At 32.1% G+C, this 23,174-nt stretch carries 25 protein-coding genes; 4 read left to right on the plus strand and 21 right to left on the minus strand.

The window, feature by feature from the left end:
- Positions 1-51: 51 nt before the first annotated feature.
- The gene (locus ERL59_RS12210) at positions 52-732 is read right to left on the minus strand and encodes a hypothetical protein (RefSeq protein ID WP_160646504.1); all 681 of its coding nucleotides are present in this window, start codon (positions 730-732) and stop codon (positions 52-54) included.
- 92 nt (positions 733-824) lie between these two features.
- Between ERL59_RS12210 and ERL59_RS12215 the strand changes: the two genes are divergently transcribed.
- Positions 825-1,322, plus strand: coding sequence for a hypothetical protein (locus tag ERL59_RS12215; RefSeq protein ID WP_160646505.1), 498 nt, complete (start codon positions 825-827; stop codon positions 1,320-1,322).
- Positions 1,323-1,515: 193 nt separating this feature from the next.
- Here ERL59_RS12215 and rpiA read toward each other — a convergent pair whose 3' ends face one another.
- From rpiA to ERL59_RS12240, 5 genes are all read right to left on the minus strand, one after another.
- On the minus strand, positions 1,516-2,187 hold the full coding sequence (gene rpiA, locus ERL59_RS12220; RefSeq protein WP_160646506.1) for a ribose-5-phosphate isomerase RpiA: 672 nt from the start codon (positions 2,185-2,187) through the stop codon (positions 1,516-1,518).
- Between the two features lie 100 nt (positions 2,188-2,287).
- Positions 2,288-3,007: a YebC/PmpR family DNA-binding transcriptional regulator gene (locus ERL59_RS12225; RefSeq protein WP_160646507.1), complete on the minus strand. Its 720-nt coding sequence runs from the start codon at positions 3,005-3,007 to the stop codon at positions 2,288-2,290.
- 109 nt (positions 3,008-3,116) lie between these two features.
- Positions 3,117-3,644: a cysteine hydrolase family protein gene (locus ERL59_RS12230; protein ID WP_160646508.1), complete on the minus strand. Its 528-nt coding sequence runs from the start codon at positions 3,642-3,644 to the stop codon at positions 3,117-3,119.
- Entirely contained in the window at positions 3,634-4,104 is a 471-nt protein-coding gene (locus ERL59_RS12235) for a DinB family protein (RefSeq protein WP_160646509.1), read from the minus strand. The genes ERL59_RS12230 and ERL59_RS12235 overlap by 11 nt, the downstream gene beginning before the upstream one ends.
- Before the next feature lie 104 nt (positions 4,105-4,208).
- Complete coding sequence (locus ERL59_RS12240; protein ID WP_160646510.1) at positions 4,209-4,856, minus strand: HAD family hydrolase; 648 nt, start codon at positions 4,854-4,856, stop codon at positions 4,209-4,211.
- Between the two features lie 261 nt (positions 4,857-5,117).
- Between ERL59_RS12240 and ERL59_RS12245 the strand changes: the two genes are divergently transcribed.
- A complete protein-coding gene (locus tag ERL59_RS12245) occupies positions 5,118-5,417 on the plus strand; it encodes a hypothetical protein (protein ID WP_160646511.1) in 300 nt (99 codons plus the stop codon).
- A 266-nt stretch (positions 5,418-5,683) separates the two neighbouring features.
- Here ERL59_RS12245 and ERL59_RS12250 read toward each other — a convergent pair whose 3' ends face one another.
- The 6 genes from ERL59_RS12250 to ERL59_RS12275 form a co-directional block, all read right to left on the minus strand.
- On the minus strand, positions 5,684-6,202 hold the full coding sequence (locus ERL59_RS12250; RefSeq protein ID WP_160646512.1) for a GDYXXLXY domain-containing protein: 519 nt from the start codon (positions 6,200-6,202) through the stop codon (positions 5,684-5,686).
- A 1-nt stretch (position 6,203) separates the two neighbouring features.
- Positions 6,204-7,391: a DUF2157 domain-containing protein gene (locus ERL59_RS12255; protein WP_160646513.1), complete on the minus strand. Its 1,188-nt coding sequence runs from the start codon at positions 7,389-7,391 to the stop codon at positions 6,204-6,206.
- Between the two features lie 22 nt (positions 7,392-7,413).
- A complete protein-coding gene (locus ERL59_RS12260; RefSeq protein ID WP_160646514.1) occupies positions 7,414-7,842 on the minus strand; it encodes a hypothetical protein in 429 nt (142 codons plus the stop codon).
- 156 nt (positions 7,843-7,998) lie between these two features.
- Complete coding sequence (locus tag ERL59_RS12265) at positions 7,999-8,652, minus strand: response regulator transcription factor (RefSeq protein ID WP_160646515.1); 654 nt, start codon at positions 8,650-8,652, stop codon at positions 7,999-8,001.
- A 9-nt stretch (positions 8,653-8,661) separates the two neighbouring features.
- Positions 8,662-10,008: a sensor histidine kinase gene (locus tag ERL59_RS12270; RefSeq protein ID WP_160646516.1), complete on the minus strand. Its 1,347-nt coding sequence runs from the start codon at positions 10,006-10,008 to the stop codon at positions 8,662-8,664.
- A gap of 88 nt (positions 10,009-10,096) precedes the next feature.
- Positions 10,097-11,593, minus strand: a complete 1,497-nt coding sequence (locus ERL59_RS12275; protein ID WP_235929875.1) for a phospholipase D family protein — start codon at positions 11,591-11,593, stop codon at positions 10,097-10,099.
- A gap of 535 nt (positions 11,594-12,128) precedes the next feature.
- Here ERL59_RS12275 and ERL59_RS12280 point away from each other — a divergent pair.
- Positions 12,129-12,680 (plus strand): pirin family protein, encoded by a 552-nt coding sequence (locus ERL59_RS12280; protein WP_328699947.1) that lies wholly within the window; start codon positions 12,129-12,131, stop codon positions 12,678-12,680.
- Between the two features lie 185 nt (positions 12,681-12,865).
- Positions 12,866-13,315 carry a MarR family winged helix-turn-helix transcriptional regulator gene (locus ERL59_RS12285; RefSeq protein ID WP_160646517.1) on the plus strand — a complete coding sequence of 150 codons (450 nt, stop codon included), beginning with the start codon at positions 12,866-12,868 and terminating at the stop codon, positions 13,313-13,315.
- 82 nt (positions 13,316-13,397) lie between these two features.
- On the opposite strand, the gene ERL59_RS12290 is transcribed toward ERL59_RS12285, so the two are convergent.
- From ERL59_RS12290 to ERL59_RS12330, 9 genes are all read right to left on the minus strand, one after another.
- Positions 13,398-14,657, minus strand: coding sequence for a peptidase U32 family protein (locus tag ERL59_RS12290; protein ID WP_160646518.1), 1,260 nt, complete (start codon positions 14,655-14,657; stop codon positions 13,398-13,400).
- 217 nt (positions 14,658-14,874) lie between these two features.
- Positions 14,875-15,804, minus strand: coding sequence for a peptidase U32 family protein (locus ERL59_RS12295; protein ID WP_160646519.1), 930 nt, complete (start codon positions 15,802-15,804; stop codon positions 14,875-14,877).
- A gap of 153 nt (positions 15,805-15,957) precedes the next feature.
- Entirely contained in the window at positions 15,958-16,593 is a 636-nt protein-coding gene (locus tag ERL59_RS12300; RefSeq protein WP_160646520.1) for an O-methyltransferase, read from the minus strand.
- A gap of 22 nt (positions 16,594-16,615) precedes the next feature.
- The gene (gene mltG / locus ERL59_RS12305) at positions 16,616-17,728 is read right to left on the minus strand and encodes an endolytic transglycosylase MltG (protein WP_235929876.1); all 1,113 of its coding nucleotides are present in this window, start codon (positions 17,726-17,728) and stop codon (positions 16,616-16,618) included.
- Positions 17,729-17,856: 128 nt separating this feature from the next.
- Positions 17,857-18,174, minus strand: coding sequence for a DUF1292 domain-containing protein (locus tag ERL59_RS12310; RefSeq protein ID WP_160646521.1), 318 nt, complete (start codon positions 18,172-18,174; stop codon positions 17,857-17,859).
- A 21-nt stretch (positions 18,175-18,195) separates the two neighbouring features.
- On the minus strand, positions 18,196-18,606 hold the full coding sequence (gene ruvX / locus ERL59_RS12315; protein WP_160646522.1) for a Holliday junction resolvase RuvX: 411 nt from the start codon (positions 18,604-18,606) through the stop codon (positions 18,196-18,198).
- Between the two features lie 74 nt (positions 18,607-18,680).
- The gene (locus ERL59_RS12320) at positions 18,681-18,941 is read right to left on the minus strand and encodes an IreB family regulatory phosphoprotein (protein WP_160646523.1); all 261 of its coding nucleotides are present in this window, start codon (positions 18,939-18,941) and stop codon (positions 18,681-18,683) included.
- 163 nt (positions 18,942-19,104) lie between these two features.
- On the minus strand, positions 19,105-21,738 hold the full coding sequence (gene alaS, locus ERL59_RS12325) for an alanine--tRNA ligase (protein ID WP_160646524.1): 2,634 nt from the start codon (positions 21,736-21,738) through the stop codon (positions 19,105-19,107).
- A gap of 196 nt (positions 21,739-21,934) precedes the next feature.
- Positions 21,935-23,005 (minus strand): AI-2E family transporter, encoded by a 1,071-nt coding sequence (locus ERL59_RS12330; RefSeq protein ID WP_160646525.1) that lies wholly within the window; start codon positions 23,003-23,005, stop codon positions 21,935-21,937.
- Positions 23,006-23,174: the final 169 nt, after the last annotated feature.

A 23,174-nucleotide genomic window follows, 5' to 3' on the forward strand; every position in this document is an offset into this window, starting at 1 on the left:
TTCCACTTGCTGTATCTCACCGCATATTGCTTCTTCTTTAAATTATTAGGATCAGTTACCAACAAAACTCACTTCTTCACGACCATGAATTAAAGTATATTCAAATAAATTAGTAAATCTATACGCATGACTATTTTTATCTAACAAACTTTCATTTAACACGAATTCTATCACCTTTTCTTGCTTTGGATGTAGAGTGAAGGACTTTTTACTCTCTAAATCCTCCTCCAATGCAAAAAGTTCCTTATTATCTATAGTATCATTCAAAGATAAGGGTAAAGTTATTTTTATAAAAAATTCTTGTTTTTCGTTACTAAGGTTTTCTAAATGAATTGTACCTGTAATATAAGCTCTTTTTTCTTCAGATCTATATGAAATGCTATTTTTTTCATTATAACTGTAGATAGCGTTTAAGTTGTGATAGCTACTTTTATAACTTTTAATACCATATTCCCATAAATCAGTCATTATAAGAAGGGTTAAAACTGCTAGAATAATCGCCTTTATTCTAATGTTTGTCATTTGTTTTTTTAATGATAAAAGTCCTTTAAAACCATAATACAATGAGAATAAAATGATGAAACCAGAATAATGAAAAGTAGCAGTTTCTCCTGTATGTATGGGCGGAAATATTCTCTCGCTGAAAGGAGTTGAATTATTATTCGTATTCCCCATTAATATAATCCCTAATAGTACAAGAAATATATAATAAGCAACCTTATATCTCTTCATATCTATTTACCCCTTTTTGCATTTATGAATTTAATATTTTACTAGTGCATTACATGTGGAAATTTGATAAGATAAAAAGATTATTTTAAGGAGTGATTTATATTAAGAGAGTAACACTTTTAGTTTTAATTTTTGTTCTAATTGCAGGCTGTTCTAATGAAACAATATCAACAGATAGTAACATAATAATAGAGAAAGGCCAAGTTAAATCTTATGAAGACATTCTGACTGTTGAAGAAATTGAAGAGGATATTGATGGTGATGAAAAAAAAGAACATATTAAGTTATCTATATCTCCAGCTCTAAAACCTGATCCAGAAAATAAAAATCAATACCTCTGGGATGACAGTCATGTCTGGCAGTTAGTTGTTGAAGACGAAGGGAATTTTTACACCCTACCCTATTTGATGACCATGTACAAGGCTGAACTATACATATCAAACGAAGAGGAAAATCAAAATACTATTATCTTTCTAACAAAAGGAACTACCTTAAGTTTTTTACAATATAAGCATAATCAAAAAGGTTATTTTGAAAAGAAAGTTATTTACAATGAAGGTCCCATACTTCACCGTTCAACAATAAAATGATGATGGTATTTAATAATATATATGCAACCTAGAGATAGAAGAATGGAGATGGGATGGCAGATATGGTATAGCATTTTAAAGGCTACTTAAATTGATGATTTTTCCACTTCTTGTTTTCTCAATCAAATATATTAGTGTACAAAAAAAGACATATCATTCTTAATCTAATAATGATATATCTTTTTATTTATTCTTATTTATCCAATACTTTCACATCACCATCATTGTATCCAATGATGACTTGATCAGCCATATTTACAAACAGGCCGTTTTCTACTACTCCCGGAATCAAATTTAATTGAGTATTTAGAAATGATGAATCTTCAATGGATTCAAAATAACAATCCAAAATATAGTTCCCATTATCTGTGATAAATGGTTCATTCTTTTCTAATTTTCTTATTTTTGTTTGGCATTTAAATTTTTGAATTTCTCTTATCGTTGCTTCAAACCCGAACGGAGTAATTTCTACAGGTAAAGGAAATGAACCCAGTTCATTCACATATTTGGATTCATCAGCAACTACTACAAATTTTTTTGAAGCAAACGCCACGATTTTTTCTCTTAATAAAGCGCCTCCCCCACCTTTTATTAGATCTAAAGTTGGGCTTATTTCATCAGCTCCATCTATGGTAATATCTATGTGATTTACATCAGAAAATGAAATGAGAGGTATATTCATTTCAATTGCTAGTTTTTCTGTGCTTTTTGAGGTGGGAATTCCCTTGATATTTAAGCCATTTTTCACTAATTCACCAAGCTTTTCTACTGCCCAAAATGCTGTAGAACCAGTACCTAACCCCACTACCATTCCTTCTGTTATAAGTTCAGTAGCTTTTTCTCCTGCTATTTTTTTTGCATTCATGTGTACCCCCTAAGAATATAATTAAAATTTACATTTGAATTGATGTTTAATGAAAAAACAGACCTGTAAAATCATATTCAAGGTCTGCTTTCATATTTCATTATTCCCCAAGATCTACATTGTGATAAACTTGCTGAACATCTTCTAAGTCCTCTAATGCATCAATCATTTTTTCAAATTGATCCTGTGCCTCTTCTGGGAGAGTTATATCATTTTGTGCAATCATCGTTATTTCTGCTACAGTGAATTCAGAAATACCAGCACTTCTGAACGCTTCTTGAACTGCATGTAATTGATCAGGTTCAGCATAAACAATAATTGCACTATCTTCTGTTAAAATATCACGAACGTCTAAATCAGATTCCATTAGTAGTTCAAGCACTTCATCTTCTGTTTTCCCTTCCACACCTATAACAGCCGTTTCATCAAACATATAGGCTACAGAACCACTTACTCCCATATTCCCACCATTTTTATTAAAAGCAGAGCGCACTTCTGGCGCCGTACGATTCACGTTATTCGTTAGGGCATCTACGATAACCATAGATCCATTAGGTCCAAATCCTTCATAACGAAGTTTATCATAATTCTCGTCAGACCCACCTTTTGCTTTCTCTATCGCACGATCTATTATAGCCTTTGGTACATTGTACGTTTTAGCTCGCTCTAGTACGAATTTTAAAGCTTGATTTGACTCCGGATCAGGTTCACCTTGTTTTGCTACTACATAAATTTCACGTCCGAATTTTGCATATATTTGACTAGTTTTTGCATCTTTTGATGCCTTTTTTTCTTTAATATTATTCCACTTACGACCCATAAATGTTTCACTCTCTTTCATTTCTTTAAATCAAATATATTATACCTTAATTGAAACATTTATAAAAACAAATAATCAATATCAAAACTCACTCACATAATATTTTGAGTTAATTAAAATTGATTTCATTCGCTGCTTTTAAATGTGCAAACCTACCGCCTAAAACACTGTTGTGATGTTCTATAATTTGCTCTGCTTTTAATACCTTGGTATCAAAAGTGGAGTGTCCATCTGCTATTAATTTGTTATTGTATCCCAAGCTAAAAGCACGCCGACAGGTTGTATCTACACAAAAATCTGTTTGCATCCCTACTATAATTAAACTTTCTATTCCCTGTTCTTGTAACTTTTCATGTAAGTCTGTTTTGTAGAATGAATCACATGTACTTTTCTGAATAACCATCTCATTTTCAAGTGGTTTTATTCTAGGATGAATTGGCCACCCCTCCTTACCTTCAATTAAATTAGGGGTTTCCGTATGCTGTACAAAAAATACTGGTATTTTGGAATAGCGAGCCTTCGTCAACAATTCATGGATGTTTTGTAATACTTTACCCCCGTTATACAAACTTCCTCCGTCAAATGTAAACATAATCACTTGTACATCAATTATTAATAGAGCACTTTTATTTTTCAATGTCCCATTTCCTCTTTTCGTGATTTAATTTGTTTAAAATTTGACTTAAATGATGTTCGTCGTGTTCATTTAATTCTTCTATAAGAAAGAGTAATGAATTGGGATTTAATTTCCTTGTGATTTCTTCAAATGGCATGTCCCATAACAAATCACATAGTTTATTTCTTGTTGTCACAAATTCATTGATTAGGTCAACTTTTTTCCTTTTTCTAGCTAATTCATATCCAAACTGATTAAAATAATCAAAGTCGGGGAATTCCATCTTCTCCCCATTTTTCACAACAGGAATTGTATGATCAATAATGTATGTATCCCAATTTAATAAGTGCCCGATAATTTCACCAATAGATGCTTTTCCTTGTGTTATAGGCTCTAACCAAAGTGGATCAGGCAACATTTTTAAAGAGATGACAAATTCAGTAAAATGTTTATATTGGTTTATAGTTTCTTTATAATTCATAGATTAAATCTCCCTAGATTAATAAGAATATATTAACATGGAAAATTGAATTTTTCAAACATATGTTCTGTTTTTCGAAAGATCAATTATAACATTCATTTTAGTTATCCAATCAAAACATCCTGTAATTCTTTGACTGTTTCTACATAATAAGTAGGATTTTTTTCTAATAATTCTTGTTTACTTCCATAGCCATAACCAACAGCAATGGATGCAACCCCATTATTTTGTGCTCCGATTAGATCATATTTTCGATCCCCTATCATTACTATATCATTCAAATCCAAACCTTTGTTTTCAATTAAATATTGGATGACTTCAGCTTTATCTGATCTTGTTCCGTCTAAATTGCTTCCACTTGTAAACTGAAAGTATTTTTTTATATCAAAATGCTGTAAAACTTTGTCTGCAAAAAAAGTTGGTTTTGAAGTCGCTACATACAATTGTTTATTTTGTTTTGTTAACTCCAACAACAATTGCACTATTCCATCATATAGTTCATTCTCATATAAACCCTTCTCAGCAAAGTATTCTCTATAATACACTACTGCTTCCTTGGCCTTCGTTTCATTAAACGAGTAAAATTCCATAAAGGATTGATGCAGTGGAGGACCTATAAAAGATTCAAGTTTATTTAAATCTTTTACATCAATATCAAATTTAGCTAATGCATATTGTATTGATTTTGTAATTCCAATTTTGGGATCTGTTAATGTTCCATCTAGGTCAAATAGGATTGTGTTAAATTTCATTCATATACACCTGCTTTTCATAGTCTCATGTTAGTATATTGTTCCTAACAAAATTCTTCAACTCCTTATCAACACGGTATCAATCTTTCCAATTCACTTTCAGTTAGGTGTATTGTACTTTACTTTCATAAATTAGCAGAATAAAGATGTTAATGGAAATTTTTAAATCTTTATATCATTTTAATTGAAAATTAATGTAATTTTAAGGTTAGCAAACTAAAATAAGTCTTGTATCAAATAAAAATCAGGGGGAAACAAAAAATGAAAAAAGCATTACAAATTTTTGCGATTCTAGGAGCTATCACTATTTTTGCAGCAGCTTGTACATCAGAAGAAACAGATGTAGAACCACAGGATCAGCAAGAAGAAATTCAAGAAAATGAAGAAATGAATACTGAAGAAGAAGGTACAGAGGAAGAAGTTGACACTGAAGGAACTGAAGAAGGTACTGAGGAAGAAACTGACGCTGAAACAACTGAAGATACAGAGGAAGAAGTTGACGCTGAAGGAACTGAAGATGGTATAGAAGAAGAAGCTTCAACTGAAGAGTCTACTGAATAATAGAAATAAAAATTTATATAAACAAAAAATGATGTGACTTACATTTTCATACCTAATTAAATAGATAGATTAACTTAACACAAAAACATATAGAATAAATTAGAATTTATACATTAAAATCAGTCACCCCTTATTCTATAGCTTGGGTTCTGTCAAAATGTAAGGTGTAATCATTTTTTATATAAATTAAAATAACGATGGTATCTTCTTAAGGAAGACTGCCATCGTTATTTATTTTCACTAAAAAATATATTTTCTATATAAAATCAATTTTCAGAAAATTCAATCCGTGAAATTTTAGCGTTTCCCCATTGTGCCTTTTTCACAATTACGTCAATTTCTCCTCTTAGTTCTTCTAATTCTTTACCTTCTCCTTCAGGAACATAATACTTCTCTATACCATATTCCACAAAAATGGAATCTGGTCTAATATGAGAAACCACTCCCTCAAGATAAATGTTACCTTCCATTTCATCCTTAGGTTTAACATGACCAATAGATTCAACTGTATAATAACCGTTCTTCTCCATTAATCCAATTACGAGCTTCTCCCCATTATCAGGATATTTATCTTCTTGCCATAACTTTTTAGGAATAGTATTAATCTCATAATGTAAAACAACGTAATCTCCGTAAAATAAATCTCTAGGATCAACAGGTACAGTTTTTAATCTTAATTCCTTCCCAAACCATTCTACAGAATAATTACTAAGTGAAATAGAAATTAAAAAACAAACTTGGAATAGGAGGGCTATGATAAACCAACCTCTCTTTGAAGTTCTCAAATTAATCACCTCCGCCATCAATTAGCCATTTATTCTTTTGTTTTTGCAATAAGTAGTAAATTACAAACAGCAATCCTCCACCGAGAATGAATGAAATTGATTTCGGCATAAAGTCCCAGGTCAAATTGAGATATGCTACAAGTGTACTGAATAAAAACGAGAAACTTCCCAAATTAACAGTCACTCTATTTCTTAACTTGAAACCATGCCATAATAAATACATGGAGAAGAAATACATCATAAATATATAGATAACATCTGTTAATGGAAACAAATAAAAAGCGGGTATTATTATAATCCATTCATATCCCGTAAATAATCGATTGTTTTTCCACTTAAATGAAATTGAAATCAAAGCAATAACCAAAAAGGTTATAAAATGAAAGGCTGAAAAAGATTCAGAACTTCTAAATAAAACCATATATAACGAAAATATAAAAAAGAATACTAAACTTAACTTCCTATATATTGAAAAGAAAAAGTCTTTAGGAAAAATATCAGCCAACACATAAAACAAATAAACAGGAACAAGCATCCAAAACCAAGAGATATCATAATCTGAAAACAAAAACAATGATTGAATAAAAACAGAAGTAGACAATAATATAACCACAATATTATGTCTATACTTAAATGCAAATAACCCTAGACCTATCATTAACAAAATAAAGGTAACAAAGCTAAATTGATTATACGTAATCATACTAATTCCTTGTGAAAAATTCAAAATCACGAGGGTTAGATAAAACAATAATGAACTACGATATAAATAGGTCATTACTATTCCTGCTAATCCCCATACGATAAATGACGTAACATCATTTGCACTAAGATGGAACATCTGTCCTGTTAAAATAATGCCTGCACCAAAGGTAATTACCCCTAACGATACAAAGCAATGACCCATAACTAAAGATCCCTTACCAACCATTCGTTCTCCAAATCCATAAAATCCTAACATTACAATGATAATGATTGATAATTTTATAGGATTTGAAATTAATGACCAATTAGATGCAATAAAAGTCAATATTCCTAATCCAATTAATAAACTAGCCAATATGGGGATTATTTTATAAGAACGTTTATCCTGTTCTGGATACAATTCAAGTAACTGATTGAATTGATCGTTTGAAATAATTTGTTTTTCAACCCATCCAATTCCTTCTTTTTGTAATAATTTTCTCATGATTACACCTCCTTGTAGAATTTCAACTCATTTTAAATAAATATGCTCTAATAAATTCATCAATTAACCAATATAAAACACCAGTTAAACCGACAACTAATATAACTCCAGGAAATCCATTGGCAAATAGTAAACTGAAAATTATGAATAACATAACATGTAGGAAAAAAGCGATAAATTTACGACTATCTTTATAAATTTGATCAGTTACAACATCTGACAAAATTGAAATAGGAATAGCAATGACGATTAATGGAACTACCATAAAAACCATTTGAACTGCTGTTATCAAAGATAAGTTTTCCTTTATTACATTAATACTCTCACCAAAATAAAGTGTATAAATGGCAAACTCTATAACCAAAATGACAAGTATACTGATTGTACTTACTAATATTTTTCTTTTTAAAAAATCAAACCCCAAACGTATCCACGATTCACTCTTTGTCAACTTTACTCCTCCTTTTAATAAAGGGGTGGTTATTTCCCTAATATCTAAGTATTACAAAGTTGTATTTTTCTTATATTATAAAAAAAATCAATAAAAAAAATAGTACTATTTTTTTCTAGTACCATTTTTTTCTGAGTAATAAGTTATTAAAATACTTTAAAATAACCCCATCTCTTTTGCTTTCTCAGCAGCTTCTTTGCTACTGGTTAACTCCAATTTCCGTAGTATGTTACTTACATGGTTTTTTACAGTACGTATGGATACAACCAAAGAATCTGATATTTGAGTTTGTGTTTTCCCTTGATAAATCAAATTAAGTATCTCTAACTCAGCAGGTGTGATTAATGCGCGCATTTCTTTCACCTTGTATTCTTGTTCTAATTTCTTTAATCTTTTAAATTCGGTGCGAATCTGCTCTGCAGCTTGTGCATTAATAGGAGATTGGTTTTTATAAGCTGAGCGAATGGAATCGGGAATTTTTTCAAAGTCTGATTTTATGATATAATCCAGAGCTCCAGCACGAAAAGCACTAAACATCATTTCTTTTTCTTCAAGTGACGTTAGCATTATGATTCTGGCTCCATATTGTTGACTCATTTCAGCTGTGATTTCAATGCCTTCAATGCTGTTAGCCAGCAATATATCCATCAGCACAACATCAATTTCCTTTGTTTTTATTGCTAACATTGCCTCTTCCCTATTTTCCGCCTGTGATACAACTTCCAAATCAGATTCAGCTGATAAAAAAGAAGATAAACCCCTTCTCCAATCTTTATCATCCTCTACGATCAATATTTTTATTTTATCCATATTCTCTCCTTATTTTTTAGGAAATTTCAAAATAACCGTAGTACCTTCATCTCTTGAACTTTTGATATCTAGTGAACCTCCGTGTTTATTCATGACGTTATATACATAAGCCAATCCTAATCCAAAATTCATCGTATCTTTTGTTTTTGTAGTAAAGAATGGATCCATCACTTTCTTTAAATGATTTTTATTTATACCAAAACCAGTATCTTTTATTTCTAAAACATGAACCTGTTTCATTTCATATCCTATCATCTCTATCTCTCCACCTTCTGGAATCGCATCAATTGCATTCATTACTATATTTTGAAGTGTTTCCATCACATGTGTTTTATCACAAAATAAATTAATATTTTCATCAACTGAAGTTATGATTTTAACTTGACTTAAGTAAGGGCGTGTATTTTCCAATGTTTCATCTAACATATCTTTGAGGTTATAACTTCCCTTTTTTAAAACAATATCTTGTGTTTGATGATGCACTTTTTGGATCATTTGTTGAATATGTGACGTTGCTTTTAAAATCACTCCAATATCTTCTTCAAGTTCTTTTTGTTCAGTATTTTGAGCGTATGATTTTATTTTATGTCCAAACAATCTCATTTTTCCTGCATCATTTTTAATTGCGTGATTTAATATTGCAGTTCCTGATGTGATGGCTTGAAGTGTAATATCTAATTTTTTCCGCTCAATAAAAAGCTGCATTCCTAAAAATCCATAGTTAAATATAGCCAGAATAAAAACAATTGTACCGTAAATGACAATCCATGTATTGTACTTCCACATTCGGTAAACCTCAAAACTAGGTAGCACATAATTCATAACCAGCACAAACAACACAGTTGGTACAATCGCTAAACTAGTAAGAATATGATTTCTTTTTAAATTTGGAAGTTCTTCACGTTTGGATAAAATCAAAATACTTCCAACCAAAACATATACAACAGACCAAGATGCTAATAATGGATATAACTCTACATCAGTAACTGGATAAACGGGAGTAAATATTAACATCAGTACAATTGGCAAGGATAAAATATACGGAATAAATTTAAACCAACGTTTGTTTACAAATATAGGGTAGTAATATAAAGAAAACAAGATATAGCTGTAAGGAATCCCATAATACGAAAATCCAGAGCAAGTGACTTGAATTCTATACAGTATAGTTTGTAACACTACGGAATCGGATTTCTCTCTTACATAGGGAAGTAGTTGCTCCCCAATCAAAATCGCAATAGCTCCACATCCACCACAAAACAAAAGTACACTTAACCAGCGGATTGAAATATTTTTGGGGTCAAATCTTAATAATATTAGGGCAATCCCCCATAGAGCAATTAAAACAAATACCATACAAATTTCCACTTCCTCAGTATAGTTTCTTTTCCTTTTTGTGATTTTACAACATATAACCAATAAATACCACTCATCAATTAATTATTTAGTAAGTAGATAACCCAGTAAATTCTTGCACTCGATAAAGTACTTTCTTCCACTTTGAATCATCTTGATATTTTTTGTAGTCAACAGTAAATTGTCCATCTTCATTATTCCATATTTTTGAGAAATATGAATTCATCTCAATTTCAAGTGCCTCCCCATGTGGAATGATGAATTGAATATTCATTTCTAGATTATAGTCGCGAATATTTCTTCTTGTAAAATTAGCAGATCCACCTGTTACTATTGTTTCATGCTTTTTATTAATCATTAAAAATTTAGAATGAAATTGTTCTCCTTGAGTATCATACCATCTCACCTCTATATTGCCGTTCCCTTTATTTAATAGTTCATTAGCAACCTGACGATTTGGGATACCGTTCTTTTTCCTTCCAAAAGCATCTTTATTAGGATCTAAAATCACTTTTATTTTAACACCTTTCTCAGCGGCTTTTACTAAAGACTCAATGACGTTTCGATCAGATAAATAAAATACACCTAATTTTATCTCATCCCCGTTAGAAGTATTCAAGATGTTTTGTTGAATTTCTTTTCCAATCTCCCCTTCTGTTATTACTTTGGCCTTTATTTTACCTCTCTCTTTTCCTGAATTTCCTGTAAATTGCCTGTTTTTAATTTCTGTACCTGATAATTTTGCAACTGCTCTTTCTGCTTCAAAAATATCTTGTAAAATTTCACCCTGCAATACAAATGCAATATTCGAGTGATATCCGCTTGGGTCATGAGGGTTAGCCGAGCTAACAATGGCTTCCTTATCAGTAAGAACTACCTTTCTATGATTTGCCTTAAAGTTGATTAATTCTAAATAGGATCGCAGTGAGACATCAGGTGAATCCAGACTAAAAGGATTCGTTATCCACCCTCGATCAGATGTTCCAAACCACTGTAAAAAAGATCTCCAAAAACCTGAATATATAGGATTAGAATCACGTAACTTCGTCAGATCTGTATATACCACTTTTACATCATTTTCTTTTAATTCTTCGATAAAATGTGATGAATAAGAGCCATAAAATGTATTGATTTCATCCGTTATAAAGATAATTTCGATATCAGGTTCCTGCTGTTTCTTTAATATCAAATGATTTGTTAGTTGCTCTGAAATATTTGGATAATTAACAGATTTAACATTAGTGGATATTTCCTCAGGAATAGTTTGAGTTTGTTCCACTATTCTTTCATATTCATCATTAAATAAAAAAACATCAACTAAAATAAACTCTTCTGCTTCATCAATCATTTTATAAACTCGATTAAATATCTCCTGCTCATGCACAATTTTTCCGTCTTTTTGATAAGTTAAATCATTTAAAAACTCTACATTCGTTACATCATGATATTTCCCATTCACTGAAATTCCTTTTGGTAATGGTTTATATAATCCATACAAAGAAGCACATATAGATATCACAAGAACAATTGAAAATACAAACTTAAATATCTTCTTAGGATGCATAACAAGGTGTCTTTCTATCATTATCGTATTATCACTCCCAAATATATACTAAACTCAAACAGTCATGTGAATATCTAATTTGCATAAAATAAATTCTAAAATATATATTTATTGAAGGATAAATTTTCTTTAACCTTACTTATAGTTTAATCATCATTATCCTCCTAAAATAGTACTATCTTTTTCTAGTACTTTTCATTTTCATATTTGAGAAACCCAGTTGTTACTACATAATACTCAGTTGACAATTATTTATGCTAATGTTAGGATAAATATATCCTATTATTAGGATATATTTAAATAGGATTATTCATTTATTGATGAGAAACTAATTTTATAAAAAGGACTATGATAAACATGGATATAAGAATTTATAAGCCAGCAGATCAAGGCTTTTGATGGAGGTAAAATTAAACTACAAAAACCCATCGGTTTTCACGGAGAAGGATCAACAATAAATCGGCTTGGACCTCTATTTTATTTTTCATGGGGAGAAACAGAAGGTGAAGGCGGTATAGGATTACATCCACATAAAGGATTTGAGATATTAACCTATGTGCTTAAAGGAAACAGCTATCATCGAGATACACTAAACACAGAAAGTGTTGTAAGTGCTGGAGGTGCCCAGTTAATGAAAGCTGGATCTGGTATCTCACATGCGGAATCCTTTCGGGAACCTACTGAAATGTTACAAATCTGGTTTGAGCCTTATTTAAATAAGGCTATTCATCGGGAACCAGCTTATACAAATTATATTCATGAAGACTTCGTAACGACTGACAAAGAGGGTATAAAAATAAAAACAATTATCGGTGAAAAATCACCTATTGAGTTAGTAACGGATGCTAAAATGTATGATGTTACTATATCAAGTGGTTCATCCTATTCGCATAATTTGACTTCCAATCGAACATTAGCTGGACTAATCATAAAAGGTGATGGATCAATCACTAGTGAAGATATCCAGTTTAATCATAAAGATTTTATAAATGTTCATGCTTTAAAGGTAGGAATCGTAACATTCAAATCTAATAACGAAGAAGTTCGAATCATATTTATCGAGGTACCTACTAAGGTTGACTATCCATTGTATAATAAGCGACATTAAACTAACTTGTATGTATAGACTCCCTTATCATTGAGACGTTCTTTTACTAATTATGTATGGATGACGTATGCATGTCAGTTTGTATATGATACAATATTGTTGCACATTTAATAAGGTTAATTTTATTATTATATTACGGTGAGTTTATATATTTTCTCTATACACAAGTTGAGGGAGGTTTAAATATGTACCGTGGAGATGAACAAAGTGAGCTTGATTTAAGACTTTTTAGAATATGGATGAAAGCGAACAAATCAATTTCTGACAATGTTAGCAAGGATATCAAAGAAAGTGGTGTAGCTCCAGATCATTTTATGATTCTAGAACTTTTATATAATAAAGGTCCTCACCCAATTCAAAGAATAAGTGAAATTTTCTCTATCCCAAGTGGAAGTATTACTTATGTGGTTGATAAATTGGAACAAAAAGAGTTTGTTAAAAGACAAGCTTGTCCAACCGATCGTAGAGCTTCAAATGTTGTGCTTACTGAAAAGGGTGAATCTTTATTCAATGAGATATTTCCAAAACATGTTGAGAGGATTTCAAGAAATTTATCTTTTATAAGTAATGAAGAAAAGACGATTTTAATCGATTTAATGAAAAAGATTGGAATGGGTTCTGCTGGACTCAAATAGTGCGTATCTGTATTTTTTATTTAAAGTGTAAAAACCTTCAACATATATGTTAAAGGTTTTTTAATTTTCATTATAAAAAGGATTAAATATTCTTTTTTCTCATCATATCTAGCGCATGAACAGGTTGATCAACCTTCATTTGTAAAGTCATCAAAGGATGTCTTGCAGCTTCAAATTCATTCCCTTTGTCATCCCAGATTTTTGTAACAGTTTGTTTGAAAAACGTCCCATTTGGGCCGAAAAATTCAATTTCCTGACCAACTTTAAAGTGGTTCCGTTGCTGAATCGTTGCCATTCCTGAATTCTCGTCATAGTCAAGAACTAACCCAGCAAAATCAAAGTTCACCAATTTATCTTCAGCTTCATAAATATGCTCACCTGCACCTGGTGCTTTATAAAAGAAACCGGAATTTAATGGACGGTTCGCAGCTTTATGAATTTCATCCACCCATTCCTGTTTTAATTGGTATTTCTCAGGATTGTCCATATAGGCATCAATCGCTTGGCGATAAGCATTTACTACGGTTGCAACATAATGTATACTCTTCATACGACCTTCGATCTTAAAGCTATCTATCCCCGATTCAATTAGCTGAGGGATGTGCTCAATCATACCTAGATCCTTAGATCCCATAGTAAACGGATCATCTTCATCCACAGTAAACATAGGATGCTTTTCATCACCTTCATACAAATCATAATACCAACGACAAGACTGAGAACATCCACCTCGATTAGAATCACGATCAGTAAAATGGTTAGATAAAACGCAACGACCAGAATAAGAAGAGCACATCGCACCGTGAATAAAGGCTTCAATTTCAATATCTACTTTATCCTTAATTTCAATTATTTCTTCCATATTCGCTTCACGCGCTAACACAACTCTTGGAAGCCCTTCATCTTTCCAGAATTGAACTGCTTGCCAATTCATTGTTGATTGCTGTGTGCTTAAATGAACCTCTAGTTTGGGAGCAACTTTCAATGCTGTATTTACAATGGCTGGGTCTGCTGCAATGATAGCAGAGATACCTACTTCTTCTAATTGTGTTAAATATTCCTCTAGCCCATCAAAATCCTCATTATGTGCATAAATATTTGTAGCTACAAAAACCTTAGACCCGTACTTTTTGGCAAACTCAACACCTTGTCTCATTTCCTCTATACTGAAATTATCTGCATTAGAACGTAAGCCAAATCTTTGGCCACCTATATATACAGCATCCGCTCCGTAATGAATTGCAAATTTTAGTTTTTCTAAATTACCCGCAGGTGCTAACAGCTCGGGTTTTTCTAATTTTCTTTTGGTTGAACCCGGTGACTTTTTAGTAAGTACCGTCATCGCTCAACACCTCCTATATTTAAATTATCGATCTTCTATTGGTTATGAGGGCGTATTTTATGGACCCCGCAAAAATAATAGGATTAAACTACATAGCTTCACTTCACTTGGTCCTGCCAGCTAAGATCACACCACGTCCATGCGGTGAACACTGGCACCAGTTCATCCAAGAACTGGGGACTAATATAGAAGTACTTACTTCACTTTTCGGGGTGTACTAATATACTTGCTCTTTAAAGAAAAAACCGTAAGAAAGTTCTCTATTCGGATCTTGTACTTGTTTAATCTTTTCCAACCATTCCGGTTTAAACTTATATGAATCAGGATCTTCAAAATATAAATCAATCGCTTCACGATAACAGCGTACAACAGTTTCATTATATTCAATTGATTTTAACAGACCTTCAATTTTAACACTATCAACAGGTTCTTCCAATACTTCGTCTAACACATCAATTGTACAGATATCATCGGCACTCATGATGTGTGTACCATTTTCATCTTCAAAAATAGGCAGTTTTAAATCCTGTCTTTCATATTCAACTAAATACATATTACGATTCTGATCAAAATTTTCTGTCTCTTTCTTTCCAATATGACCCATATAACTTTTCACTAATTCACGTTTTGAATGATAAATGTTCGTAATCCCATGTATTTGAATTTGAGATTCAAGCTTTAACTTTCCACTAATTTCTTGAATTTCCTCCAGATTCAACTCTCTTGCTAATATCATTCTTGTAGCACCTTTAGTTCCCCAATAATTCGCCGTTACATAATTTGTAGATGTCATCTCCGTATTCCAATGTAAATCCATTGTAATGTTGAGCTGCTTTAAAATAGATATAATGGCAGGATCTCCAAAAACGATAGCATCCACATGACAATCATGTAATGTTTTTAAATAAGATGGTAATGTCTCTAGTTGTGCATTATTAAAAATATTGTTCACAGCAACGTATATTTTAACCCCTTTTGCATGGGCGATTTGAACTGAAAGTTTAACCTCTTCCAGATTGAAATTTCCAGGTAGCCTTACTCCATACTCACTATGCCCAATATTCACTGCATCAGCTCCGGCTTGGATCAATCGTTCCAACTCTTCTATGGAACCGGCTGTAGTTAACAGCTCTGGTTTTTGTCTCATTTATTTCACCTCGTAAAAGAATGTTCAAGCATTCCCTACTTACCTTAACTCTCTAGTATTAATATCATGACACATACTGTTGACTTAAGAGCAGCACTTCAAATGCTATTTATGTTTTGTTAACATTTAGAGTTTGCTTTTTTTATATTTTTATTAATTGTATATAGATATGGCCAACCCATCTCCAATAGACACAAAACTAGTTTCTAATTGTGGATGATTTGCTAACAAGTTGTTATATTGATTCAGTTTATTAATCATACTGCGAAATCTTGGTTCTACTTCATCTCGTTCTTTTGTAACAAAACCTTGAAAAAATACATTGTCTGAAATAATCATAGTTCCACGTTTACAATGTTTTAAAGACAGCTCTAAAAACTTAATGTATTGTCCTTTTGCCGCATCGATAAAAATAAAATCAAAGCTATCTTGTATAGCTGGCATTGTTTCAGCAGCATCACCAAGGATGAGTTCTATTCTATCTGAAACACCAGCTTCTTGAAAGTTCTGTACTGCTCTTGCAGCTCGCTTTTTATCCATTTCTAATGTTGTAATTTGTGCCATAGGTGCAGCTTCGGCCATATGGATACCAGAATACCCGATTGCAGACCCAATCTCAAGTATATTTTTAGGTTGAATACTTTGCAACAATACTTTGATAAATTGAATACTCTGAAGTTGTATATTTGGTATTCCTTCTTTTTTCGCTTCCTTTTCTAGTCTTTGCAGTACTTCATTTCGATCTGGAATCAGTTTTAAAATATACTCATTTATTTGTGGATCTATCATATTATATCACCTTAAATTTTACTTAATTTTGAGCGGTTTGTTTACTTTTCTTAATATTTTGTAAATGGCCTTCATAGGTCTCAGCAAACAAATGCTCCTGACTTCCATCTTTTTTTGTAACATAGTAATAATAACTTGTTTCTTCTGGATAAAGTGCTGCTTCTATTGATAATATACTTGGACTTGCAATGGGTCCAGGAGGTAATCCCTCAACATAATACGTATTATAAGGACTTTCAATCTCTAAGTCTTCGTACAATAAACGTTCCTTTGGCTCATCTAACGCATACTGCACAGTTGCATCAATCTCAAGTTTTATGCTTTTATCTCTAATTCTGTTATAAATAACACCTGCTACCGTTTTTCTTTCTTCATCGACAACTACTTCTCTTTCAATAAGTGAAGCAATTGTCATCATTTCATGAAAAGTGATACCTTGATTCTCAAGCTGTTCCTGCCAGTTTTTAGGTAAAGTCATTAATTTCCTATCCAATTCTAAAAGCATTCTTTCAATGATTTCTTGCTCACTGCTATCTGATTTCATTTCATACGTTTCAGGAAAAAGATAACCTTCCAAAACATACTTTAAATTTTCATCCTCTGGTATATTTTTAATGGACTCGCTTGAAAACAACTCAGGTTGCACTAGTAATTCATTTAAAACATCTATGTTAACTAAATTCTCTTGACTTAGCTTGTCCGCAATTTGAGATAGGGTATAACCTTCTGGGATTGTAAATTTGATAATATCAACTACAGTTTCACCATGATTTAATTTTTGAATAATTTTATCAATAGTGATCCCTGGTTTCATTTCATATTCACCTGCTTGGAAACGTTGTCCTTCATTCTTGAACTTTAAATAATAAGTAAAAGATGTTTGATTTCGAATAAGTCCTTTTTCTTCTAAGCGGTTTGCAATTTGTTTTGAATTCATCCCTGGATCAACGATAAAACGTATGTTTTCATCCTGTGCTTCAACCGGCTGTAAAGAGCTGTATCCATAAAAAACACCACCCGCTATAACGCCTACAATTAAAAAAATGATGAAAGATACAATGGCCAATACGATTTTTACTTTTTTCCATCCATTTCGGGACCCCGTTTTTTCAACAAAATCTTCTTGATTTTCCAAGGCGAAAATTCCTCCTTATAGCAACTTAAAGTTTTAAAGTTCAGTTTTCATCAATAATAAATAAACTACTCTCATACGTAGAAAAAAGCGGACTAGGCCGCTCAATTCTTATTTATTATAACATATTATTATTCTTGTAAATCAGATTCAGCTAGTAAGGTATTAAAAGTTTCTTCAACAAGATTCCATTCTTCATCATCATCAATGGTGAAAAGTTTAAGGTCATCCCCATCCTCTTCATAACGGAAGGGATACACTTCATCAACCTCATCATCTTCATTAGCATTCGCGCTCTCAGGTACAACCATCATGTACTTTGCACCTGTTTCATGAACTTCAAATTGCATTATAATCTCGAATGGTTCATCTTCACCTTGTTCATTTTTTATAAAAATTGACCCTAAATCATCTTCTAGTATTGTTTCGTTGTTATTTTCTTCACTCATCAATAAAACCTCCTAAATCAACTATTTTTTTGCATCTAAGTAACTTTGCAATATAAATACTGCTGCCATTTTATCAATCACTTGTTTTCTTTTTTTTCGGCTCATATTAGCCTCTAATAAAGTGCGTTCTGCTGAAACAGTTGTTAACCTTTCATCCCACATATGAATTGGCAATTCCAACACTTTTTTAAGAGTTTCACCATATTGAATGCAAAGCTGCCCACGCTCTCCTATACTTCCATCCATATTTTTAGGTAGTCCTAAAACAATTTCATCTATATCATATTCTTTAATGATTGCTTGTAATCTTGAAAAATCTTCTTTTTTGCTTTTTCTTTTTATCACTTCTATGCCTTGTGCTGTCCAGCCTAACTCATCACTTACAGCAATGCCAATCGTTTTATCACCGTAATCTAAACCCATTTTTCGCATGCAAAATTCTCCTTAACCCTAAAAACACTTCTAAGTATAAAAAGCCCGATGGAGAACCATCGGTCTTTCATTTTTTAACGATGCTGACTTAAGTATGAACGAACTAATTCTTCAATAAGCTCATCTCGTTCTTGTTTCCCAATCATCGTTCTAGCATTATTATGTCGGGGAATATATGCAGGATCTCCAGACAACAAATAACCAACAATCTGATTGATTGGATTATATCCCTTTTCCTTTAAAGCATCATATACGGTTAATAAAATTTCCTGAGAAGTTTGCTCACCGTCTTTGCTCATTTTAAAATGCATTGTTCTATCCATGTTGTTGCTCATCACCGCACCTCCCGATTTTAAATACCACTATTTTTAAGAAAATCACTATAGATTGAACTCTCATTTTCCTATACAAAATCTATAATCACTTAAGATATATATATTATAGGATGTTATAGCTTCATCATATCATAAAATAGAATTAAATAGATGTTAATTCTGCTTATTTAGCTTGAATTTGTTTGATATATTCTTCAACACTATCAAGAGCTTGTTGCAACTTAGATGGATCTTTACCTCCAGCTTGTGCCATATCTGGACGTCCACCCCCGCCACCACCACAAATGGCTGCTACCTCTTTAATCATCTTTCCTGCATGATAACCTTGTTTAACTAAATCAGTCGTAACTGCAGATGCAAGTTGTACTTTTCCGTCATTAACAGTACCAAATACGATTACAACTGACTTTAACTTTTCTTTTAGTTCATCAATCATAGTACGCATTGTATCAGTATTTACTTGTTTCAATTGTGCAACTAATACTGGTACATTTCCAACTTGTTTCACCTGATCTGATAATGAACCCGCTTCAATCGAGTTTAATTTCCCTCGTAATGACTCATTTTCTCTTGTTAGCTCTTTATTTTGTGTTAATAACATTTCAATTCTTTTTGGTACTTCTTCAATTTTTGTTTTTAACAGTTGAGAGCCTTGATCTAAAAGTTCTAGTTGATTTGATAAAAATTGATACGCATGTTTTCCAGTCACAGCTTCAATACGTCGAATACCTGAACCTATTCCATTTTCACTTAAAATTTTGAACAATCCAATTTGTGATGTTTGATTTACATGGCAACCTCCGCATAATTCAATGCTATAATCCCCAACTTGAACTACTCTCACAGTGTCTCCATATTTTTCACCAAATAAAGCCATAGCGCCCATTGCCTTTGCTTCATTTAAGGACTTTTGCTCAATTTTTAAAATCGTGTTATTCCATATTTGTGCGTTTACTTTTTGTTCTATCTGTGTTAATTCTTCTTCACTTATACTCTCAAAATGTGAAAAATCAAATCTTAATCTTTCAGGTGCCACCAATGAGCCCGCTTGTTTGACATGATCACCTAATACTTCCTTCAAAGATTTATGCAGTAGATGAGTAGCCGTATGATTCTTAACAATATCTTCTCGCATTTCTTTAGCAACAATCGCTTTTACTTCATCCCCAACTTTCATAGTGCCAGATTCTATCTGCACTGTGTGAACATGCTGACCATTTGCTGCTTTAAACACATCTTCTACATTTCCTTGAAAAGATTTATTCTCAATTTTTCCATGATCACTTACTTGTCCACCACTTTCAGCATAAAATGGTGTCTGATCTAAAACAACTAGGCAAGTATTACTTTCACTAACAATATCAACAAGTTGATCATTAAAAATAATGGCTTCAACTTTTGCTTGAACCTCCAAGTTATTATATCCAACAAATTCACTTTTAACCTCTAAGTCAGTCAGTGGACCTCCCTGAACCTTCATGCTGTCAACCTCTTGTCTTGCTGCTCTAGCTCTTTCACGCTGTTTCTGCATGGCTTGTTCAAATCCATCATGATCTACTGTGAATCCATTTTCCTTTGCAAAGTCTTCTGTTAAATCTAATGGAAATCCATAAGTATCATATAATTTAAAAGATTGATCTCCAGTAATTTCAGATATCCCCTGTTTGTTAGCCTCTTGAATCATTTGTGCTAAAATATTTAAACCATCTGATAAAGTTTCATGGAAACGTTCTTCTTCAACACGAACAATTTTTTCAATAAACTGTTGTTTTTCTACAATTTCTTTATAATATCCGCCCATAACAGAGGCTACTATTGGGATTAAACGATATAAAAACGGTTCATTTACTCCAAGTACTTTCCCATATCTTACTGCTCTACGAAGTAAGCGTCTAATTACATATCCTCGACCTTCATTTGAAGGTAGAACTCCATCACCTATTGCAAATGTAACTGTTCGAATATGATCTGCAATCACCTTAAGTGCAACGTCTATTTCAGCCTTTTCTTTATACTTAACGTTCGCAATCGAGCATGTTTCTTGTATAGTTGGAAGAAATAGATCTGTATCAAAAGTAGAATCTACATCTTGTAATATCGTTGTAAATCGCTCTAACCCTGCACCCGTATCTATATTTTTATTAGGTAAAGGTGTATAGGATCCATCCTTATTATGATTAAATTGAGAGAACACAAGATTCCATACTTCTAAAAACCGTTCATTCTCACCGGCAGGATTTACCTCTGGATCAGATATGTCCCCATAAGCATCTCCACGATCATAAAATATCTCTGTACAAGGGCCACAAGGACCTTCCCCTATATCCCAAAAATTATCTTCATCTAATTTATATATTCTCTCTTTAGGAATCCCTATTTTTTCATTCCATATTTTATAAGCTTCATCATCTTCATAATGCACTGTAACAGATAGTCGGTCTGGATCAAAACCGATCCACTTCTTATCCGTTAAAAATTCCCATGCCCATGTAATCGTTTCTTCTTTAAAATAATCACCGATGGAGAAGTTGCCTAACATTTCAAACAGTGTATGATGACGTTTTGTTTTACCTACATTCTCAATATCATTGGTACGTATACACTTCTGCGCATTTGCAATTCGAGGGTTGTCCGGTTTTACTGTACCATCAAAGTAACGTTTTAGTGGTGCCATCCCGGCATTAATCCATAACAAAGATGGGTCGTTATGTGGAACTAATGAGGCGCTTTCTTCTATTTTATGGCCTTTTGTTTTAAAAAAATCTAACCACTTTTGACGTATTTCTCCTGACTTCAATCTTGTTACCTCCTCAAGAACCATATATATATTAAATAAATTACTTCATGAAAAAAGTCCCTATACAGGGACGAATAATTAGTATTTTTTATGTATTTCAATGAATTTCCCTATATTAATTCATTAAAAAATTATAAACTTATACACCTTTATTGTCAAACTATAGGGATTTTAGGTTAAGTTATTCTATTTTTATTTACGTTTTTTTTCGCTGAACATAATAATCAAAAACATGATGAACAATTACTTTCATAACAGCAAAAACAGGAACCGCTAAGATCAATCCTACAACACCTGCCAATTCTCCTCCAACAAGTAAGGCAAATATAATCGACATTGGATGTAAATGTAATGTCCTGCCAACAATTTGAGGAGAAATTACATTTCCCTCTAATATTTGAACAATAATATTTACAATAGCAACAAATAAAACCATTTTAAAAGAAATAGTCGCCGCCATAATGATCGCAGGTGCTGCACCAAAAAATGGCCCTAAATAAGGAATGATGTTAAAAACAGCAACAACACTTGCTAATAATAGAGCGTAAGGCATACCAATAACCCAATACCCAATATACGCTAATATACCTACTACGACACAAACTAAAAACTGCCCTCGTATGTAATTTCCAAGTGCCTCATCAATATTGATTAATAAACGAACTGTTTGCTTGCGGTGTTTACTTGGAATGATAGCTAAAGAGCCTTTTTCAATTAACTTAAAGTCTTTTAACATATAAAAGGCTAGAAACGGAACGATGAAAGCAAGAAACATCATATTAATATAACTTCCTATATCACTAATGAGTTGAGAAACTTCTTTACCAATATTATTTTCAAAATTCATAAGTGAATTAGTTACTCCAAGTCGAACAGATTCTGGAAAAAAGCGATTTTCATATACATAATCTAGCCATTTTTGTACCGTAGCAGTTAATTCGGGTAAATGTTCATTGAGTTCTTTCAATTGTTTCATAAACATCGGAATTAAATTCATTAATATTACAGTAATCGAAGTAACAAATACTGCGTAAATTAGCAAAACAGCTAGGGTTCTCGGGACTTTACGAACACTAAGTAAATTAACTATTGGATTCAAAACATACGAAATAATCATAGCGATAATAAATGGTGCTAAAACAGCACTGACAAAATTATATATGCCAATTATCATTGGTTTGATTTGCAGCAGCATAAACAAAGCAGCCATGATTAACAAAATATAAATTAATATGACAAAAAAACGATTGTTTAGAAAACGTTCCATAATTTCTCCCCAACACTTTGAATTTCTAGTACAAGTTATTGTATTTTAAAGTATATGTACTAAAAGTAGAAAATAACCACTAAGTTTCCCAACCTCAACAAAAAAAAACACCTAGAGAAGATTAAAATTTCTCTAAGTGTTATGTTTAATTTTTTAAATTTTTAGTATT

Source organism: Chengkuizengella marina (assembly GCF_009910845.1).
Classification (GTDB): Bacteria; Bacillota; Bacilli; order Paenibacillales; family KCTC-33759; genus Chengkuizengella; species Chengkuizengella marina.